At 69.4% G+C, this 15,430-nt stretch carries 17 protein-coding genes; 8 read left to right on the top strand and 9 right to left on the bottom strand.

All coding sequences use genetic code 11. The features are described 5' to 3' along the window. Positions 1–50: 50 nt before the first annotated feature. Positions 51–1,337 (top strand): hypothetical protein, encoded by a 1,287-nt coding sequence (locus tag RY94_RS12200; RefSeq protein ID WP_043445415.1) that lies wholly within the window; start codon positions 51–53, stop codon positions 1,335–1,337. 4 nt (positions 1,338–1,341) lie between these two features. Next, positions 1,342–2,202 carry a helix-turn-helix transcriptional regulator gene (locus tag RY94_RS16950; protein WP_052274307.1) on the top strand — a complete coding sequence of 287 codons (861 nt, stop codon included), beginning with the start codon at positions 1,342–1,344 and terminating at the stop codon, positions 2,200–2,202. Between the two features lie 4 nt (positions 2,203–2,206). On the opposite strand, the gene RY94_RS16945 is transcribed toward RY94_RS16950, so the two are convergent. The 5 genes from RY94_RS16945 to RY94_RS12170 form a co-directional block, all read right to left on the bottom strand. Further along, complete coding sequence (locus RY94_RS16945; RefSeq protein WP_052274306.1) at positions 2,207–3,172, bottom strand: helix-turn-helix domain-containing protein; 966 nt, start codon at positions 3,170–3,172, stop codon at positions 2,207–2,209. Between the two features lie 190 nt (positions 3,173–3,362). Then, a complete protein-coding gene (locus RY94_RS12185) occupies positions 3,363–3,935 on the bottom strand; it encodes an MOSC domain-containing protein (protein WP_043446528.1) in 573 nt (190 codons plus the stop codon). Between the two features lie 18 nt (positions 3,936–3,953). Then, entirely contained in the window at positions 3,954–5,801 is a 1,848-nt protein-coding gene (locus tag RY94_RS12180) for a heavy metal translocating P-type ATPase (RefSeq protein ID WP_231554519.1), read from the bottom strand. Positions 5,802–6,023: 222 nt separating this feature from the next. After that, entirely contained in the window at positions 6,024–6,665 is a 642-nt protein-coding gene (locus RY94_RS12175) for an NADPH-dependent F420 reductase (protein ID WP_043445413.1), read from the bottom strand. A gap of 146 nt (positions 6,666–6,811) precedes the next feature. Beyond that, positions 6,812–7,081, bottom strand: a complete 270-nt coding sequence (locus RY94_RS12170; protein ID WP_043445411.1) for a BON domain-containing protein — start codon at positions 7,079–7,081, stop codon at positions 6,812–6,814. 178 nt (positions 7,082–7,259) lie between these two features. Here RY94_RS12170 and RY94_RS16940 point away from each other — a divergent pair, with 178 nt between their 5' ends. Together RY94_RS16940 and RY94_RS12160 are read left to right on the top strand one after the other, a co-directional pair. Next, complete coding sequence (locus tag RY94_RS16940) at positions 7,260–7,541, top strand: hypothetical protein (protein ID WP_156135164.1); 282 nt, start codon at positions 7,260–7,262, stop codon at positions 7,539–7,541. Between the two features lie 68 nt (positions 7,542–7,609). After that, positions 7,610–7,978: a hypothetical protein gene (locus RY94_RS12160; protein ID WP_043445409.1), complete on the top strand. Its 369-nt coding sequence runs from the start codon at positions 7,610–7,612 to the stop codon at positions 7,976–7,978. A 433-nt stretch (positions 7,979–8,411) separates the two neighbouring features. On the opposite strand, the gene RY94_RS12155 is transcribed toward RY94_RS12160, so the two are convergent. After that, positions 8,412–8,861 carry a pyridoxamine 5'-phosphate oxidase family protein gene (locus RY94_RS12155; RefSeq protein ID WP_156135163.1) on the bottom strand — a complete coding sequence of 150 codons (450 nt, stop codon included), beginning with the start codon at positions 8,859–8,861 and terminating at the stop codon, positions 8,412–8,414. A gap of 296 nt (positions 8,862–9,157) precedes the next feature. Between RY94_RS12155 and RY94_RS12150 the strand changes: the two genes are divergently transcribed. Further along, positions 9,158–10,081: a universal stress protein gene (locus RY94_RS12150; protein WP_043445406.1), complete on the top strand. Its 924-nt coding sequence runs from the start codon at positions 9,158–9,160 to the stop codon at positions 10,079–10,081. Here the strand turns inward: RY94_RS12150 and RY94_RS17465 are convergent. Further along, complete coding sequence (locus tag RY94_RS17465; protein WP_082046316.1) at positions 10,011–10,460, bottom strand: pyridoxamine 5'-phosphate oxidase family protein; 450 nt, start codon at positions 10,458–10,460, stop codon at positions 10,011–10,013. The genes RY94_RS12150 and RY94_RS17465 overlap by 71 nt on opposite strands. 142 nt (positions 10,461–10,602) lie before the next feature. Between RY94_RS17465 and RY94_RS12145 the strand changes: the two genes are divergently transcribed. Further along, positions 10,603–12,285: a GAF domain-containing sensor histidine kinase gene (locus tag RY94_RS12145; protein ID WP_052274304.1), complete on the top strand. Its 1,683-nt coding sequence runs from the start codon at positions 10,603–10,605 to the stop codon at positions 12,283–12,285. Here the strand turns inward: RY94_RS12145 and RY94_RS12140 are convergent. Beyond that, a complete protein-coding gene (locus RY94_RS12140; RefSeq protein WP_052274303.1) occupies positions 12,233–12,922 on the bottom strand; it encodes a response regulator in 690 nt (229 codons plus the stop codon). The two genes, RY94_RS12145 and RY94_RS12140, sit on opposite strands and share 53 nt — an antisense overlap. Before the next feature lie 205 nt (positions 12,923–13,127). Between RY94_RS12140 and RY94_RS12135 the strand changes: the two genes are divergently transcribed. Together RY94_RS12135 and RY94_RS12130 are read left to right on the top strand one after the other, a co-directional pair. After that, entirely contained in the window at positions 13,128–13,622 is a 495-nt protein-coding gene (locus tag RY94_RS12135) for a universal stress protein (RefSeq protein WP_043446517.1), read from the top strand. Further along, positions 13,619–14,485 carry a universal stress protein gene (locus RY94_RS12130; protein WP_052274302.1) on the top strand — a complete coding sequence of 289 codons (867 nt, stop codon included), beginning with the start codon at positions 13,619–13,621 and terminating at the stop codon, positions 14,483–14,485. The genes RY94_RS12135 and RY94_RS12130 overlap by 4 nt, the downstream gene beginning before the upstream one ends. Positions 14,486–14,512: 27 nt before the next feature. Here the strand turns inward: RY94_RS12130 and RY94_RS12125 are convergent, their stop codons facing one another. After that, positions 14,513–15,412: a hypothetical protein gene (locus RY94_RS12125; RefSeq protein ID WP_043445402.1), complete on the bottom strand. Its 900-nt coding sequence runs from the start codon at positions 15,410–15,412 to the stop codon at positions 14,513–14,515. Between the last annotated feature and the right edge of the window lie 18 nt (positions 15,413–15,430).

Raw genomic sequence — 15,430 nt, 5'->3', positions numbered from 1 at the left:
AGGGGTTGTGGACCATGGGCGGCGGCCCACGCGAGGTCAGGAGCACACCCATGAACGTCGGCAGCACACCCGGCTTCACGACCTCGCGGCGGACCAGGGACGGCGGAGCGGCGGCAGCGGACCTCGATCCGGACCTGGATCCGGCACACGGTCGGTCGGCCACGGGGCCGGTGTCACCCGTGAGGGTCGAGACCGAGGCCGCCATCGTCGCGGCAGTGGTCACGGCGGCGGGCTCTGCCGCGGCCGCGATCCTTTTCGACGGGAGGCCCGCCCCGCTCTGGGGCGGGACATCGATCGGTGCGGCCACGACCGCGGGTGCCTTCGGTGCCGGACTCGTCGTCGGGCTCGTGGGATACTCGCGGTCGAGGAACCAGCCGGGCCACGACTACCGGCAGATGCTCGCCACCTGGCGGCAACTGCTGGACGGGCTGTCGGTGGCCCTCGTGTACGCCGTGATCGCCGCCACCGCCCCGATCGGCTACCTCCTGCTCCAGCGAGGCTTCGAGGGCCTGCGTCTCCACCCGTTCGCGGCGGCCATGATCGTGGGGTTCGGCTGCGGACTGGCCGCGTACTGGACCTACACCTCGGTGTTCTCGCTCACCATCGGCAGGCTGTACGGCCTCTTCGTCGTTCTCGTGATGCTCAGCGTCGCGGCGGGCATGGCGACCGTCCAGGACCGGACGTGGTGGCAGCACAATTTCAGCAGGCTCGGCGACCCGAGCGAGAGATCGGGCGGACTGTTCAACGTGACGCTGGTCGTGGCGGGAATCTTCCTCACCACTTTCGCGTCGCATCTCCAGCGGGAGCTGCGACGCCTGCACGGACGGCGCGCGCTGCACCATGCGTGGAGCGCGGATGTCACCTTCGCCAGCATCACGGCGAGCGGCATGCTCCTCGTGGGCGTGGGAGTCTTCCCGTCGCACGGCAGGGGGCTGCTGCACATCTCGTGCGCGGTCGGCATGACGATCTCCTTCGCGTCACTGATGATCCTCAGCCCGGTGGTCCTCGCCGGGCTGCCGGCGTGCTTCCACATCGGTACCTACGGGTCGCTGGGCGCCCTGATCGCGTGCACGGCCTTGTGGAGCCCTGTCGGCTACCTGAATCTCACCGCGTTCGAACTGTGCACCTCGGTCATCATCTTCTGCTGGATCGGGCTCCTCGTCCGCTTCCTCCACGCGCTGGCCTCGACCGCGCCGCCGCCCGCCGCCGCGGCCGTTGCGCCGGCCGGACCGACGGGCGGCCGTGCCGCCGGCCATCGCTTCGCCCCACCGGCGGCGAGCGCGGAGTTCACCGTCACGGGCCTCTCCGGCGATGCACGGAACGGCGACAGGAGGTGACCCCATGTGGAAGGACCTGGCTCGCGGGGGGACGGTCCGCCGGGTAGGGACCATGATCGTGGCGACGACGGCGCACTCGGCGCCCAGGCTCACCGTGACCGGGCCCGAGCTCCAGGGCATGACCTACCTGGGTTTCCTCGTCCACGGACGTGCCGAGGTACGGGCGCCGGGCCTCGCCCCGGTGTCCGTCCACCGGGGGGAGGCCGTCATCCTCACGGAACCGCGCGACGTCGTCATGGAGAGCCCGGCACCCACGCGCTGGGTCCATGTGCTCGTCACGACGTCCAGGCTGCGCGAACGTGGTGTCCCGGTCCACGCCGGGCTGTGCGAGAAGCGCGGAGGGTCGCTCGCCGGCCCCGTCGCCGCCTTCGCCTCCGCGCTCGCGGAAGGGCCGGGGGACTCCGGCCCGATCAGTGACGTCGTCGCGGCCCGGGTGCTCGAGAATCTCGTGGTCGCGGTGTACGGCGAGGCGCACGAGGAAGCGGACCCACGGCTGGACCAGCGCCGCCGGGTGCGGCGCGCGGCGATCGACCTGATCGATGAACGTTTCAGTGATGCCCTGCTGACGCCGGCGGCCATCGCAGCCGACGTCGGCGTCTCGCTCAGGCACCTGCAGCGCTGTTTCGAGGGAAGCGGGACGACCATCGCCACGGAGATCAGCAACCGGCGGACCGAGAACGCCTCCATGCTGCTCGCCGCACCCGCCTCACGTGAGCTGACGGTCAACGAGGTCGCGCGGCGGTCGGGTTTCTCGTCCGCATTCGAACTGCGCTCACGGGTGCGCGCGAGATTCGGTGTCCCGCCGTCGGAACTGCGCCGGTCCCGGCCGTCGGTCGGCCCCCAGGTCCCCGTCATCCCTCCGTGACCCCTCAGGCGGAGGCCTGCAGCACCTCCGCGACGCGCCGTTGGCTGCAGTGCGAGGTCGGCACGCCGAAGTGCCCTTCGAAGGCGGTGCGCAACTGATCGGCCGAGGTGAAACCGGAGCGGAGGGCGATCCGCAGGTCCGAACAGTCCGGGCCGGTGGGCGTGGTCAGAAGGAGCGCGGCGTACTCGCTGCGAGCGCGCCTGATCTCGAGGGCGAGCGTCGTGCCCGACCCCTCGAAACTGCGCTGGAGATGCCGTAGCGACACATTCAGCTCACGGGCGATTCCTGCCGGTCGCAGTGCCGGATCCGCGAACCGCCGCTCGACGATACGGACCGCGCGCTCGCGGAGGAGCGTCCTGAGCGCCGCGCCGTCGGTCCTCGGCGGGACGGCCTCGAGAAGAGCGCCCGCGAGGAGATCCACGATGCTGCGTTCGGTGGCCCTGGACGTCCTCGTGTCCCGGGGGGCGGGGACCGACCGCAGCAGCGCGTACGCGAACTCGCCGAGCGGCAGGGAGAGGGACCTGCCCGGGCAGGCGCGTGCCAGACCGCCGTGCAGCCGGAGCCCACGGCCGGTAAGGACGTGCGCCGGCAGGCGGAGGAGGAGGATCGTCGCGGCGTCGCCGCCGTCGTGCCCGAGGCGCAGGTCTCCCTGCGCGACGGCGAGCGCCCCCTGCGGCAGGGCGAGCAGGGGCCCCGCAGGCCCACCCAGCGTGATCGGCCCGTTGAGCGGGATGACGGCCTGGAGTCGCCGGCCCGTGGGTTCCCGCGCCTGCAGGGCGGGGACATCCGATCCGGGGAGGCAGAGGATCGTCAGCTCGCCGATCGTGCGCGACCGGTCCGTGGTGAAGGGGCCGGGTGGCGGGTGTGGGACGCCGGGGCGGCCCCGCCCGGAGTCCTTCGGGACCGCGCGTTCCCCCGGGCAGTCCTCCTGCAGGATGGGTCGGGACAGTGCTGTGGTGGGTGCGGGCACTGGTCGGCTCCTTCCCCGGGGCGTTCCCCGTGCCCTTCTCACCGCGACGGCCGGGGATGGCAGCGCCCGGTCCTGTCCCGGCGGTTCCACCCCAGCGTGCGACGGTCGAGCGCTCCCCGGGATCACCTCCCGAGGGTGAACGGCACCGGTCCCTGCTCCTCCGGGTGCCCGCGCAGCGCCGGAGCACGCCTCAGGGCAGCCGGGAGGGCCTGAGCACCGATGCCACCGGCGCCCGTGCCGGGTCCAGCGGTACCGGGCTGACCAGGACGGCCGGCCCCCGATGGAGGGTTCCGCTGCTCACCGGCCGGCACCGCAGACCGCCCCGGCCGCGCATGGCCGGATGGGCGCCCGGCGCCAGGACCCGGTCCATCCAGGCACAGGGGTGGGCATGCCGGCCGCCGTGCAGGACGACGCCCCCGCCGGCGCCCTCGAGGACGAAGTCGTGGCCGATGAGCGGCGTGAGTTCGGCGCCCCGGAGGACCACGTTGCGGCGCGGAAGCAGCGGATCGAAGGGGGCCGCTCCCAGCTCCGCCGCGATGGCCTCGAGCGACTCGATGGCGAAGAGCGTCACGGCGGCGTCCATGTGGGCGGCCTTGCCGAAGAACCTGTCACCCACGATGCCCTTGCCCGCCACGACCTCCGCGCGGTCCGCATCGATGGTGGCCACCTCGGCTGCTCCGTCCCGGGCACGTCCGAAGTAGGCGTGCCCGGGCGAGACGAGCAGGTGCAGGATCTCGACCTCGTACCGGAACTCGTGCGTCATGGTCCCCACGCTAGCCGGTCACGCCCGTGGCGTTGCCCTCCCTGCGGACCGGCCAGCAGCCCCGGACCGAGGGGCGCGCGCCGCGCGCAGCGCGTAGAGGATCGTCAGCAGATCGATGCCCTCCTGGCCGAATGCGCCGGCCAGCGGGGGCACGAGTCCGAGGGCGGCGCCCATCATCAGTACGAGGCTCAGGGCGATGCCGATCCCGATGCTCTGCAGTGCGATGCGCAGGGTCCTCCTGCCGATGAGCACTGCCTCGGTGACCTTCGCGAGGTCGTCCACGGTGATGATCACCTCCGCCGATTCGCTGGCCGCCGTCGAGCCCCTCGCTCCCATGGCGATGCCGACGTCGGCGGCCGCGAGGACCGGCGCATCGTTGACGCCGTCGCCCACCATGATGACGGGGCGCTCGGGAAGGTCCCGGACGATCTCCACCTTGTCCCCGGGCAGGCAATCGGCGTGGATCGTGGTCACCCCCGCCTCCCGTGCGATGTGGCGTGCGGTGGCTTCGACGTCCCCGGTGAGCATGAGCACCTCCCGCACGCCGAGCGCGACGAGCGAGCTGACGGTGGAGGGCGCCGAACTGCGCAGGGCGTCCCGCAGCAGGATGACCCCGGCGAAGCGCTCGCCGACCCCCACGTAGACGGCGGTTTCCCCCGGTGACAGGGTGGGGTCCGGGACGCGCCCCACGAGTCCTTCCACGAAACGGCGTTTGCCGACGGCGATCATGGTCCCCGCGACCTCCGCGCGGACGCCGTCGGTCGCGAACTCCTGTGCCCTGCTCGCCGGACTGAGCGCCAGTCCGCGCCGCGCGGCCTCGGCCGTGATGGCCGCGGCGAGGACGTGGGTGGAGTACTGCTCCGCGGAGGCCGCCAGGGCGAGGACCTCGTCCTCGGTAAGGGGCCCCGCCGTGGGGCCGAGGACGATCCCGCCCACCAGCGGTGTGCCGGAGGTCAGGGTGCCGGTCTTGTCGAAGGCCACGCTCCGGGCCCGCGCGAGCTGCTCCAACGCCTGGGTGCTCCTGATGATGATGCCGGCGCGGGCGGCCCTGCTGATTCCCCCGAGGAACGCCACCGGAGCAGCGATCAGCAGGGGGCAGGGCGTGGCAGCGACCAGGACCGCGGCTGCCCGCGTCGGATCGGAGCTCAGGAACCACGACAGTGCGGCGAGGGCCAGCGCGAAGACGGTGAACGGAACGGCGAAGCGGTCGGCGAGCCTGACCGTCGGTGACCGGCTGGCCGACGCCTCGGCGACGAGCGCGACGATCTGGCTGTACTGCGACTGGGCCGGGGTCGCCGTCGCCCTCAGGGTCAGGGCGTCCGCGCCGTTCAGCGATCCGCTGAGGATGTGTGCACCACGCCGGTAGTCGACGGGCAGGCTCTCACCCGTCAGCATGGACTCGTCGAGTGTCGCGGAGTCCGTTGTCAGGGTCCCGTCCGCGGGGACGACCTCCGAGGGTCTCACCAGCAGGAGGTCGCCCACCTGGAGGTCGTCGATCGGTACGTCCTCGATCGGCCCACTCCCGCCCGCGACCGACTCCCGTCCGTCCTCCGTGATCCGGTGAGCCGAGCGAGGTGCCCGCTCGAGCAATGCCCGGAGTTGTGTCTGCGCGCGTGCGGACGCGAACTCGTCCAGGGCCTGCCCGCTGGCGATCATCAGTACGACGACGATGCTCGCGTAGTACTCGCCGGTGACGGCTGTGGCGATGATGGCCATGAGCGCCAGGAGGTCCACACCCCAGTGGCCCTTCCGGATGTCCCGGATCATGCCGAAGGCCTGCACTGCCGCGACGGCCAGGGAGTAGGACGTCGCGGTGATCTGCGCGGCGGCACCGGCCCCCGCCACATCGAGGAGGATCGTCACCACGATCACGACGCATGTCAGGACGACCAGCCAGGGAAGTCGCGGCAGCGAGGTGCGGCCCTGTACCCCGGGAGCCCCCGACGGCGTGTCCCGTTGTCCTCCGGGGAGAGGAGGCCGGGCGAGAGTCCCCGCCCGGTCGGGCCCCGGTGGGCTGCCGGACCGGGCGGGTGTGTCAGCGGGCACGGCGGCCGTCGCGCCCGCGGAGCGGTGTGCCTGCGATGGCGGTCACGGAAGGATCTTCAGCGCGGTGTCCCAGTTGAAGTGCGGGTGGGCATCGCCGGCCTGCAGTCCCATGATCAGGAGCATCATCGCCTCGAGTTCCCGTGAACGGCGCAACGGCCCTACGTCGACGGGGCGCAGACCCGAACCCGCCACGAGTCTGCTGACCACGGCCTTGGCGTCCTCGGAGTCACCCGCCAGGAAGACGTCGAGCGGTTCACCGGCCACCTTGCCCTCCTGGAGTGTGCCGGCGAACACGGTGTTGAAGGCCTTCACCACATCGGCCCGGTCTCCGAGGAGTTCCGCGGTCTGCTCCGCCGAGGACGTGCCGGCCGGCGTGAGCAGCCGATCGAAGCCGGCGACGTCGACCGGGTTGCTGATGTCCACCACGATCTTCCCGTCGAGGCCCGCCCCGTACTCGAGGACGAGCTCCCTGATGTCGGCGTAGGGGATGGCGAGGACGACGACGTGGCCGTCGATGGGTTCGCCCGGGTAGCCGCCCTGGGCGCCGGGCCCGAGCTCTTCCACCAGGGCGCGCGTCTGCTCCCCGTTCCTCCCGAGGATCCTGACCTGGCATCGGGCATGCAGCATGCGGAGTGCGATACCCCGGGCCATCCTGCCGCTTCCGACGATCGTCACTGTGCTCATGTCTTTCTGCCTTTCCGACAGGCCACCCGGTAGCGCGGCGAGGATCCAGCGATGCAGCATGGGCGTCAGCCTAGGACGCGGTACGAAAGCCGTGCAGGGGCCTTAGGTCCTGATCGGCGGACAGGTCAGGGCATCGCCCGAGACACTCACGCAGGGCCCGAGGCGACGGTCAGGTTGTTGTAGACGGCGCGGACGGTCGGGTCACACCAGCAGGCGAAACCGGCGCGCGACCTGTCCTCGCGGCGCAGCACCACCCCGGAGAGCATCACGGTGCCCTCGGTCACGGTGATGTCGAGACTCGCGCAGTCGGCTGCGCGGCGGACCGCCTGGCACAGAAGGTCCTCGAGTGACGCATGATCATCTGTTGTGCGCCCTGTGCCACCCCCGAGGGCATGGTTGTCGAGTGACATCGTCATGCGTCCACTGTGCGCCAGGCACGGTGATGTCTGCAGGGTCGAAGGTCCTCTCCTGCCTACGCAACCCACGGCCCGGGCGGTGGACGACGTCGGATGGGACTTAAGGCCCTAGTCGTCGGTTGAGGTCTCGCGTGTGATGTTCGTGCAAGGCGAGACACCGATCCGAGAGGTTCGCACAGTGACCAACATCAGTTCAATCTGGACCAGGATCGATCCGGGCGTTCAGCAATGGGTTCTCGAGAATCCGGGGTGCGTAGTCCTTCCGCGCACCCTGGTCAACCGGGTGGAAGCAACGATCGGCGAGAGCCTTCATGCGGACGCCCACGGGGAGTACTGGTTCTCAGGGGAAGAGCTCGTGTTCCTGAAGGCACGCCGTCGTGCGCAGGAACTGGGCAGGTTCTCCACCGATGGGCGCGAACGCCTGCGGTGGGACGACCACGCAGAAATGCTGGACCGGTGAGAAGGCGTCCGATCACGTCCGCCGGCGTGACCCACGGATCGGCGAGGACCGCCTACCGCCGCGGAGCAATGGCTTCCGGGACATCCGCGCTCGGCGCGGAATCGGATGAGACGATGCGGCGGCGCGCCATGGCGATGCACCCGTCCGCCTCCAACCGGAAGCTGAAGATCCTCGTCAGCGCCGACGCCGAGGCGCACATCGTGCAGATCCTCGTCCACGGCTGCGTGTCGGCGGTCAATCTGCACGCGCTCGACCTCGTGGTGAGACGGGCGGCCACCCTGTCACCGGGAACGAACGTCGTGCTCGACCTGAGCGAAGCCCAGGCGTGGGACTCGGTACGGGCCGACCTGCACCCCGAGTCCATCACCGCGCGTCTGACTGCGCAGGGCGCGGCACCGGCGCCCTTCCCCCTGGGGGTCATTCCTCCTGCACCGTGAGGTGCAGGGCAGTGAACAGGTGCACCCCGGGGCTCAACGGCGAGCGCGGGGTGCACCGAGGTGGGGCCGGTTGCACGTCCTGCGTTGCACGCGTCCTGTCAGGTGCACCAGAACCAGCCCGGCGGGCGCCAGCTGGCCGGTACCTCGTGATCACGGCTGCGTCCGCAGCGGGCGCAGCAGTACTTCGCCCGGGCATGCCGGGTCCGGCCGTTGGGCAGGACCACCTGTTCCGAGTAGGTGGAATAGACGAGGGCGTCGTCCGAACCGCAGGTCAGGCAGACGGGGGCCAGTCCACGGGGACGTTCGCCATGCAGCGCCCGTTCACGGATTGCCCTCGTGTCCAGGCTGTGTCCTTCCGCCTCCGCCGTCGTCGAAGTAGGGGCCGCAGATGCCCCCGTGGTTCCGAGCCGGATCGTCGACATGGCCATCAGGGCTAGCGGGCGGTCGAGAGGCGACGACCACGCAACCGGACTGGCGCCATCTCGTAGAAGAGGTCCCGCAGGCCGGGCGCCCATGGCTCCTCCGACACTTTCCCCCACAGGGTGGTCAGCAGGGCCGGGTCCTCGACGCGGGTGGCTGGTCCGTTGGCCAGGACGGTCCACCCGCTCTGGGTGCTCCGGTCGGTGAGATCGACCTGGAATCCTGCGTGCTCGAGGTAGCTGCTGGCAATGGTGCCGTCCGCCCTGGTGCGGAAATACAGGTGCTCATCGAGCACGAAGTAGTTGACGGGGAAGATGTTCAGGAACCCCTCGTGGAAGAAGCCGAGACGCCCGAGCGACTGCGTCGTGGCCAGCGCCCAGCACTGCGACGGGGTGAGGGCTTCCGACGCATGAAGGGCGCCGGGCATGTCCCAGTAGCTGTCCTGGCGTGGCGTTGTTGACACGGTGTCGTCCTTCGTCCGTAGTGATGGTTCGGTCGCGCCGTCGTACCCGGTGATTCCGGGACGGAAGGGTGCCTTTCGTCGACGCTACAAATACTTCGGCCTCCGTATCAGGGCCCAAAGGCCCTGATCAGCCTTCCCGGGATCTGTGATCGTGGGAGGGTGCCTCTCCCCGCGACGCCTGATACTCACGGACGCCCTCCGGGTCGGTCCGCCGGCTGCCGTCATCGCCGGGAAGGATGCGCGTGGGGGCGAGCCGTCATCGTTCCAGATCAGATCAAGCATGTAAGGAATGCACCATGACGACGGTCCTTCCAGAGGCGACAGCAGTGAAACCACCGGTCCAGCGCTCCGAGCCGATGCTCGTCGCGATGCGCGATTCCGCGGCGGACCGACCTGCCGTGGAATGGGCGGCCGCACGTGCTGCGGCCCTCGATGCCCCGCTGACGGTTCTGCACGCCATCACGGACCCGTCCCTGATGCCGCCGGGCCGCCTCTACGGCGACGAGGTGATCGCCGGGCGAGTGATGGTCAGTCGCGAAGCATCGCGCGTCGCCCACAGGTATCCGGGTCTGCGGGTCAGCACGTACCTCCACTGCGGCGACGTCGTCGAGGCACTCCTGGGCCTCTCGGCCGCCGCGCCCATGATCGTCGTGGGCGCGGACCGGAGGGATCCCACCAGCGGGGAGTACAAGGGCTCCGTGGCCCTGCAGGTGGCGCTGAATTCCGCGACGCCCGTCGCCGTCGTTCCGCCGGCCTATGGCTATCGGGCGAACTCCGGCCAGGCCGGAGGGGGAGTGGTGGTGGGTGTGGACGGCTCGGAGGTGTCCCGGGCGGCTCTCATGAGGGCAGCCGAAGAGGCCCACTCGGCAGGAATGGGCCTGACGGTGGTGACCGCACTGGGTTCGTCACCGCAGCGTATGGCGGTCGGTGCGGCGCCGATGCTCCTGGCGGTACGCACACGCTACCCGGACCTCGTCGTGAGCTGGGTCGTCGATGACCTGCACACCCCCGTCGAGGCCCTCGCGCTCTATGGCGCCGGCTCGGACCTGCTGGTGATCGGCCGCCACGGGAGCGGTGCGCGATCAGCGATGTCCCTCGGCTCGGTGACGCACACGCTGCTCCTGGAGCCACCCTGCCCCACCCTGGTCCTCACTCATCGCGGGCCCGAGCCTCCTGATGGTTCGCCGACGCGTACAGCGGAGCGAATGAACGTCCGCTGATCGTCTCGGGAACCAGGCGCATGAAGCGGTCCTTACGGCCCATCTCCCACGGATGCAGCGGCAGGTGGACGGTGTCCAAAATTTCACTCGTCTGGTTGATGGTCGTGGCTTGTCCGTGAACGATCACGCTCCACACACGTGCTCCGCCGTCGACGAAGCCGTCCGTCTCGAATGCGACCGGCGCTTTCTCGGAGAATCGGGACTTCGTCCCCTCCGAGGTCCGGAAGACGATCGTGCCGTGTTCCACGACGAAATTGACCGGAAAGATGCCGGGAATCCCCTGAACGCACAGAGCGAGGCGCCCGAAGGGAGCATCCCGGAGCAATTTCCAGCATTCATGCGCTGGAAGGATTTCCGTAGGTGTATTCTCGGCTTCCATAGATCGACACTACGAAGTGACCTACGGGCCGGATAGGGCACTCTGACCCTTTTGCCGGACAGCAGGTCAGGTCTCGTCATGGATGACGGATCGTGATTCCCCTGGGGGCGGGACATCACGTCGACAGTACGGAGTGCGGCACGTGGTCACCTATTCTGAAGAACTGCCCAACGGAGCGCCCTCGCGGACGACGGCGCTCGCCGGGATGGAAGACCTCCTCGCTGCCTTCGCGGCCATAGCGGACGACCTCGGGCTCGACACGGTCCTGGAACGCGTCATCTCGGCGGCCTGCCGACTGGTGGATGCCCGCTACGGGGCACTCGGAGTCATCGGCCCGGACCGTACGCTCGGTCACTTCACGACGGTGGGCCTGGAGGACGACGAGATCCGGCGGATCGGCCAGTTCCCGACGGGACACGGGATCCTCGGCCTGCTGATCTCCGTGCCGCATTCGCTCCGCCTCTCCGATCTGCGCGAGCATCCCCTCGCCTATGGCTACCCGGCGGACCACCCACCGATGAAGTCCTTCCTCGGTGTCCCGATCCGCATCCACGACCGCGTCTTCGGGAACCTGTACCTGACCGACAAGAACGGAGGTGAGGACTTCTCCGTCGACGACGAACAGCTCGTCGTGGCCCTGGCCTCCGCCGCGGGGGTCGCGATCGAGAACTCGCGGCTCTTCGATGAGGCGAATCGGCGGACCCGGTGGCTCGAGGGCGGGTTGAATGCCGTGAGGGAGCTGCTCGGCCAGCACGACGAATCGCGGCACGACCTGGACATCCTCGCCACCCACGCGCTGAACGCCTCGCAGAGTATCCTCGCGGCTGTCCTCAGGGATTTCGGAAGCCACCGCGGGGTGGGCTGCGAGGCAGTGGACGGTGTCGAGGTCGAGGCCCTTCTCGGTCAGTCGAACCTGGATCCGACGCTGCTCGACAGGCTTCCGACCACGCTGTCGCCCATCGTCCTGGATGCTGACGAATTCGCGCAGGTGCTGCCCGGCGCTCCGGAAGGCATGATCGGGACGGCCCTGTGCAGCAAGCTCCCGGGCGACGGCGACCGCCGCTTCCTGGTCGTCGGCCGTTCACCGGGTGGGTCGCCGTTCTCGGACGTCGACCACGAGATGATGACCACCTTCGTATCCCATGTGTCCCTGGCCCTCGAGCTGCTGCGCGTCCACCGCCAGCGGGAACAGGAGGCCGTCTTCGGCGACCGTGACCGTATTGCACGGGACCTGCACGACCTGGTCATCCAGCGGCTCTTCGCGGCCGGACTGAGCATCCAGAGCCTGCGCAAGTACACGCCGGACGGGGAGGCTCTGACCCGTATCTCCGCGGTGACGACGGAACTGGACGAGACCATCCGGGAACTGCGTGACACCATCTACTCGCTGCGCACGGTTCCGCAGATCACTCCGACGTTCACCTCGACGATCTTCTCCCTCGTTGCGGACGCCTTCGACGGCCACGACCTTGCTCCGGTCCTCCAGCTGTCCGGCCCGCTCGACGCGGCGCTGGACGATGAGCGCGCGGACCATGTCAGGGCCGTTTTGCTCGAAGGGCTGTCGAACGCGCTACGCCATGCCGACGCGCAGACCATCACGGTGACGCTGCGAGCGATCAACGACCACCTCGAGCTGAAGATCACCGACGACGGCCGCGGGTTCGAGAATCCCACCCGCACCAGCGGTATCGCCAACATGAAGCGCCGTGCCGAACTCTGCGACGGCACGATCTCCATCGTCAGCGAGCCCGGGGAGGGAACCGAGATCCGCCTCAGGATCCCTCTGAATGCGACGGAGACGCTGGACCCGACGGGCGGGAGATGAACACCGCTGCCTGGGTGCGGCGCTGGAATCCCAACTTCGACAGCAGGGACGACACGTAGTTCTTCACGGTCTTCTCCGCGAGGAACAGCTCCGCGCCGATCTCCCGATTGGTCAGCCCGGCCCCGATGAGTGCCAGGACCTTCTTCTCCTGACTCGTCAGGCCTTCCAGCCGCGGGTCCTCGACCGGGGCGTCCTGGAGTCCCGAGGTGATCCGTTCCGTCACGCCGGCCGCGAACAACGACTGACCGGACGCCGCCCGGCGCACCTTCTCGACGAGGTCGGATCCGAGGATCTCCTTCAGGATGTACCCCGAGGCGCCCGCGAGCACCGCACCGCGTAACGCCTGGTCGTCGTCATAGCTCGTCAGGATCACGCACGCCAGAGAAGGGTCGACCGAGCGCACGTCGCGGCACACTTCGATCCCCGTGCCGTCCGGCAGCCTCGCGTCGAGGATCGAGATGTCCGGCGACAGGGCAGGGATCCTCCGGGCCGCCTCCTCGGCCGATCCGGATTCTCCGATGATGGAGAAACCCTCGCTCTCCAACAGCTCGCGCAACCCACGCCGAACCAACTCATGGTCGTCGAGGATGAACACCGTGGCATCCTCGGGATGCACTCCGGTCACGGGGTAGTCCATCTCCAACCTCCGACGTCGTCGACGCGCCCGGCGCTACCGGGCCGTGTGCCTCGTGTTCAAGCACCATCATCATCCGGCAGCGTGCGTGTCGTCAGGGCACAACGGCCCAACATCGGGCGGGCCTTTCGGCCCTACCCGGAGCGCAAAGGCCCGGAGACGATGACGGGGCGCACGTTCACCTGTGGCGAAGGAGCAGACCCCCATCATGGACACGACCCCCTCACCCCGCAAGCCGCGCGTCATCGTTGTCGGTGTCGACGGGTCGGAAGAGTCGATCGCCGCACTCGAACTTGCCGGCAGCCTCGTCCCCCTCGCCGGTGATGTCATCAGGGCCGTGACGGTGTGGCAGTACCCCATAGGTTTCGGCACCTTCGCCCCCATCACCTGGAACCCCGACGAACTGGCCGAGACGGCACTCGACGACGCGCTGTCGGCGGCGTTCGGGGAGGAGCCACCGTGCGTGGTGGAGCGCCGGGTGCTGCAGGGGCCAACGGCCCAGGTGCTCATCGAGGAGAGCCGGAAGGCGTCGATGGTCGTCGTCGGCTCGCGCGGTCACGGTGGGTTCGTGGGACTCCTCCTCGGGTCTGTGAGTTCCGCCGTCGCCGAGCGGTCCGCCTGCCCTGTGATCATCGCGCACGGCACGCTCAGGTCACCCGACGGCGATCCCGCCGCCGCCCAGCCCGCCGGCGTCTCGGCATGACGTCCGGCAGGGGCGGCACCGCGGGGATGCGCGAGGGAAAGCCGGTGATGGTCGGCTATGACGGGTCCGACGGATCGAAGAGAGCCGTCCTGTGGGCCTCCCGCTACGCCGGGGCGGCCCAGGTGCCGCTCGTCGTCGTACACGCCTTCATCTGGCCGTATTTCACGGACCGGCTGGGACCGGTGGCGGGCGTCGAGGACAGCGGGCTGCGCGGGGATGCACACCGGATCCTGGCGGAAGGCCTCGATCTGGCACGACGCTCCGAGCCGGATCTCGAGGTGCATGACCGGATGGTGACAGGCGCACCCACCGGCGTCCTGACGACGCTCTCGAACGAGGCCTCCCTCCTCGTCACCGGCACGCGGGGCCTCGGCGGCTTCTCCGGGTTGCTGATCGGATCGGTGAGCCTCCACCTCGTCTCCACGGCGTCCTGTCCCGTCATGGTGGTCCGTGATGCCCGTCCGACGCACGACACCGTCCTGGTCGCGGTCGACGGTTCTCCCGAGAGCGACCGGGCGGTGATGGTCGCGACCGAGCTGGCCCGCATCCTGCACAAGTCGCTTCGGCTCCTGCACGTGGGCGCCCCTCACCGGGACGGTGTTGCCGAAGCGTCGTCGCGGGAGGTGGAGCAGGATCCGATCCTGGAACAGGCCTCCGCGCTGCTCGGCGAGCGCGCGGGCCTGACCGCGACCCGGGACCTCGTCCTCGCTGCCTCAGTGCCTGGTCGCATCGTGGAGGAGACCGAGAAGGCCGCGTGTGTGGTCCTCGGGGCCAAGGGCGGCAACACACTGGGAATTCGGCTCGGATCCACGGTCCATGCGGTACTGCACCATGCCGGCGGCAACGTCGTCGTCGTGCGATAGGCCAGGCCCGGTCGGTCGTGCGATAGATCAGGCCCGCGAATGGATCCTGGTGCCCGCGGCCAGGGGCACTGTCACTTCCGGGTCGCGCCGGAACGGTACCTCGAGTGCAGCCCGCAGGAACCAGCGAACCCGTAGGACGGGTGAGGTGACCGTCGGAGCGGGAACGGTGCCGGCCGTGAGGGTGAAGGGGACCATCGATCCCCTGGCCGCATGGGCCGGGAGACGGACCTGGTCGATCACCGTCTCCTCGGTGAGGAAATTCGCGGGGTGACGATCCTCCTGGGGTCGCTGGCCGGCCCAGAACATCACCTCCTCCTGCATGACGATGCTGATGTCCAGGGTGCGTGCTTTGGTTTCGCCGACCGTCACGACACCGGACAGCTCCACCCCTGGATGCACGGAGTGCGTGGACAGCTCCACCACCTGCAGGTCCGCTCCCGGGTGGCGCCCGTCCGTCGGGAGGGTATCGGGTTCGCCGTCGGCCGTGGTTCCGTCCGACTGCACGACCAGCGGCTGGGAGCGGACGACGTCCGGATTGCCGTCGGAGGACACCCGGACGCGCACGGTCCAGCCGGACAGCGCAAGCTTTCCGTGAAGTGTGGGGATCGCGTCGGCGGGCACCATCAGCTGGCTCACCTCGAAACACGACTCGCCCTCACGCAGGGTGGTGCCGGTCCGGATCAGCGTGCTCCCGATGTCCCTCGAGCTGCGCTCTGCGGCATGGTAGGTCCCACCGAACTGATTGCCCCGCATCTGCGTGAGCTCCAGCGAGTGCACGAGGGTGAACTGGACCGAGGTCACCCGCACGCGGCGGGTCGCGCGGATCTCCACACTCACAGGAGTGCTGCGGCCCAGCACTGCGGTGCCCTCCGTGCCACGCTGCAGGAGGGAAAGATCCAGGATCTCGTGGGGGTGAGTGGGTGTCATGGTCGATGGGCCTTTCCG

The sequence above is a fragment of the Arthrobacter sp. L77 genome, from assembly GCF_000816565.1.
Classification (GTDB): domain Bacteria; phylum Actinomycetota; class Actinomycetes; order Actinomycetales; family Micrococcaceae; genus Arthrobacter_D; species Arthrobacter_D antioxidans.
Note: the sequence above shows the minus strand (reverse complement) of the source record. Positions and strands in the feature narration are given on the sequence as shown.

Excerpts from the sequence above, each read along its gene's own strand:
- RY94_RS12200 (WP_043445415.1), top strand. The coding sequence starts at position 51 with ATGAACGTCGGCAGCACACCCGGCTTCACGACCTCGCGGCGGACCAGG.
- RY94_RS16950 (WP_052274307.1), top strand. The coding sequence starts at position 1,342 with ATGTGGAAGGACCTGGCTCGCGGGGGGACGGTCCGCCGGGTAGGGACC.
- RY94_RS12185 (WP_043446528.1), bottom strand. The coding sequence starts at position 3,935 with ATGACGCACGAGTTCCGGTACGAGGTCGAGATCCTGCACCTGCTCGTC.
- RY94_RS12175 (WP_043445413.1), bottom strand. The coding sequence starts at position 6,665 with ATGAGCACAGTGACGATCGTCGGAAGCGGCAGGATGGCCCGGGGTATC.
- RY94_RS12170 (WP_043445411.1), bottom strand. The coding sequence starts at position 7,081 with ATGACGATGTCACTCGACAACCATGCCCTCGGGGGTGGCACAGGGCGC.
- RY94_RS12160 (WP_043445409.1), top strand. The coding sequence starts at position 7,610 with ATGGCTTCCGGGACATCCGCGCTCGGCGCGGAATCGGATGAGACGATG.
- RY94_RS12150 (WP_043445406.1), top strand. The coding sequence starts at position 9,158 with ATGACGACGGTCCTTCCAGAGGCGACAGCAGTGAAACCACCGGTCCAG.
- RY94_RS17465 (WP_082046316.1), bottom strand. The coding sequence starts at position 10,460 with ATGGAAGCCGAGAATACACCTACGGAAATCCTTCCAGCGCATGAATGC.
- RY94_RS12140 (WP_052274303.1), bottom strand. The coding sequence starts at position 12,922 with ATGGACTACCCCGTGACCGGAGTGCATCCCGAGGATGCCACGGTGTTC.
- RY94_RS12135 (WP_043446517.1), top strand. The coding sequence starts at position 13,128 with ATGGACACGACCCCCTCACCCCGCAAGCCGCGCGTCATCGTTGTCGGT.
- RY94_RS12130 (WP_052274302.1), top strand. The coding sequence starts at position 13,619 with ATGACGTCCGGCAGGGGCGGCACCGCGGGGATGCGCGAGGGAAAGCCG.
- RY94_RS12125 (WP_043445402.1), bottom strand. The coding sequence starts at position 15,412 with ATGACACCCACTCACCCCCACGAGATCCTGGATCTTTCCCTCCTGCAG.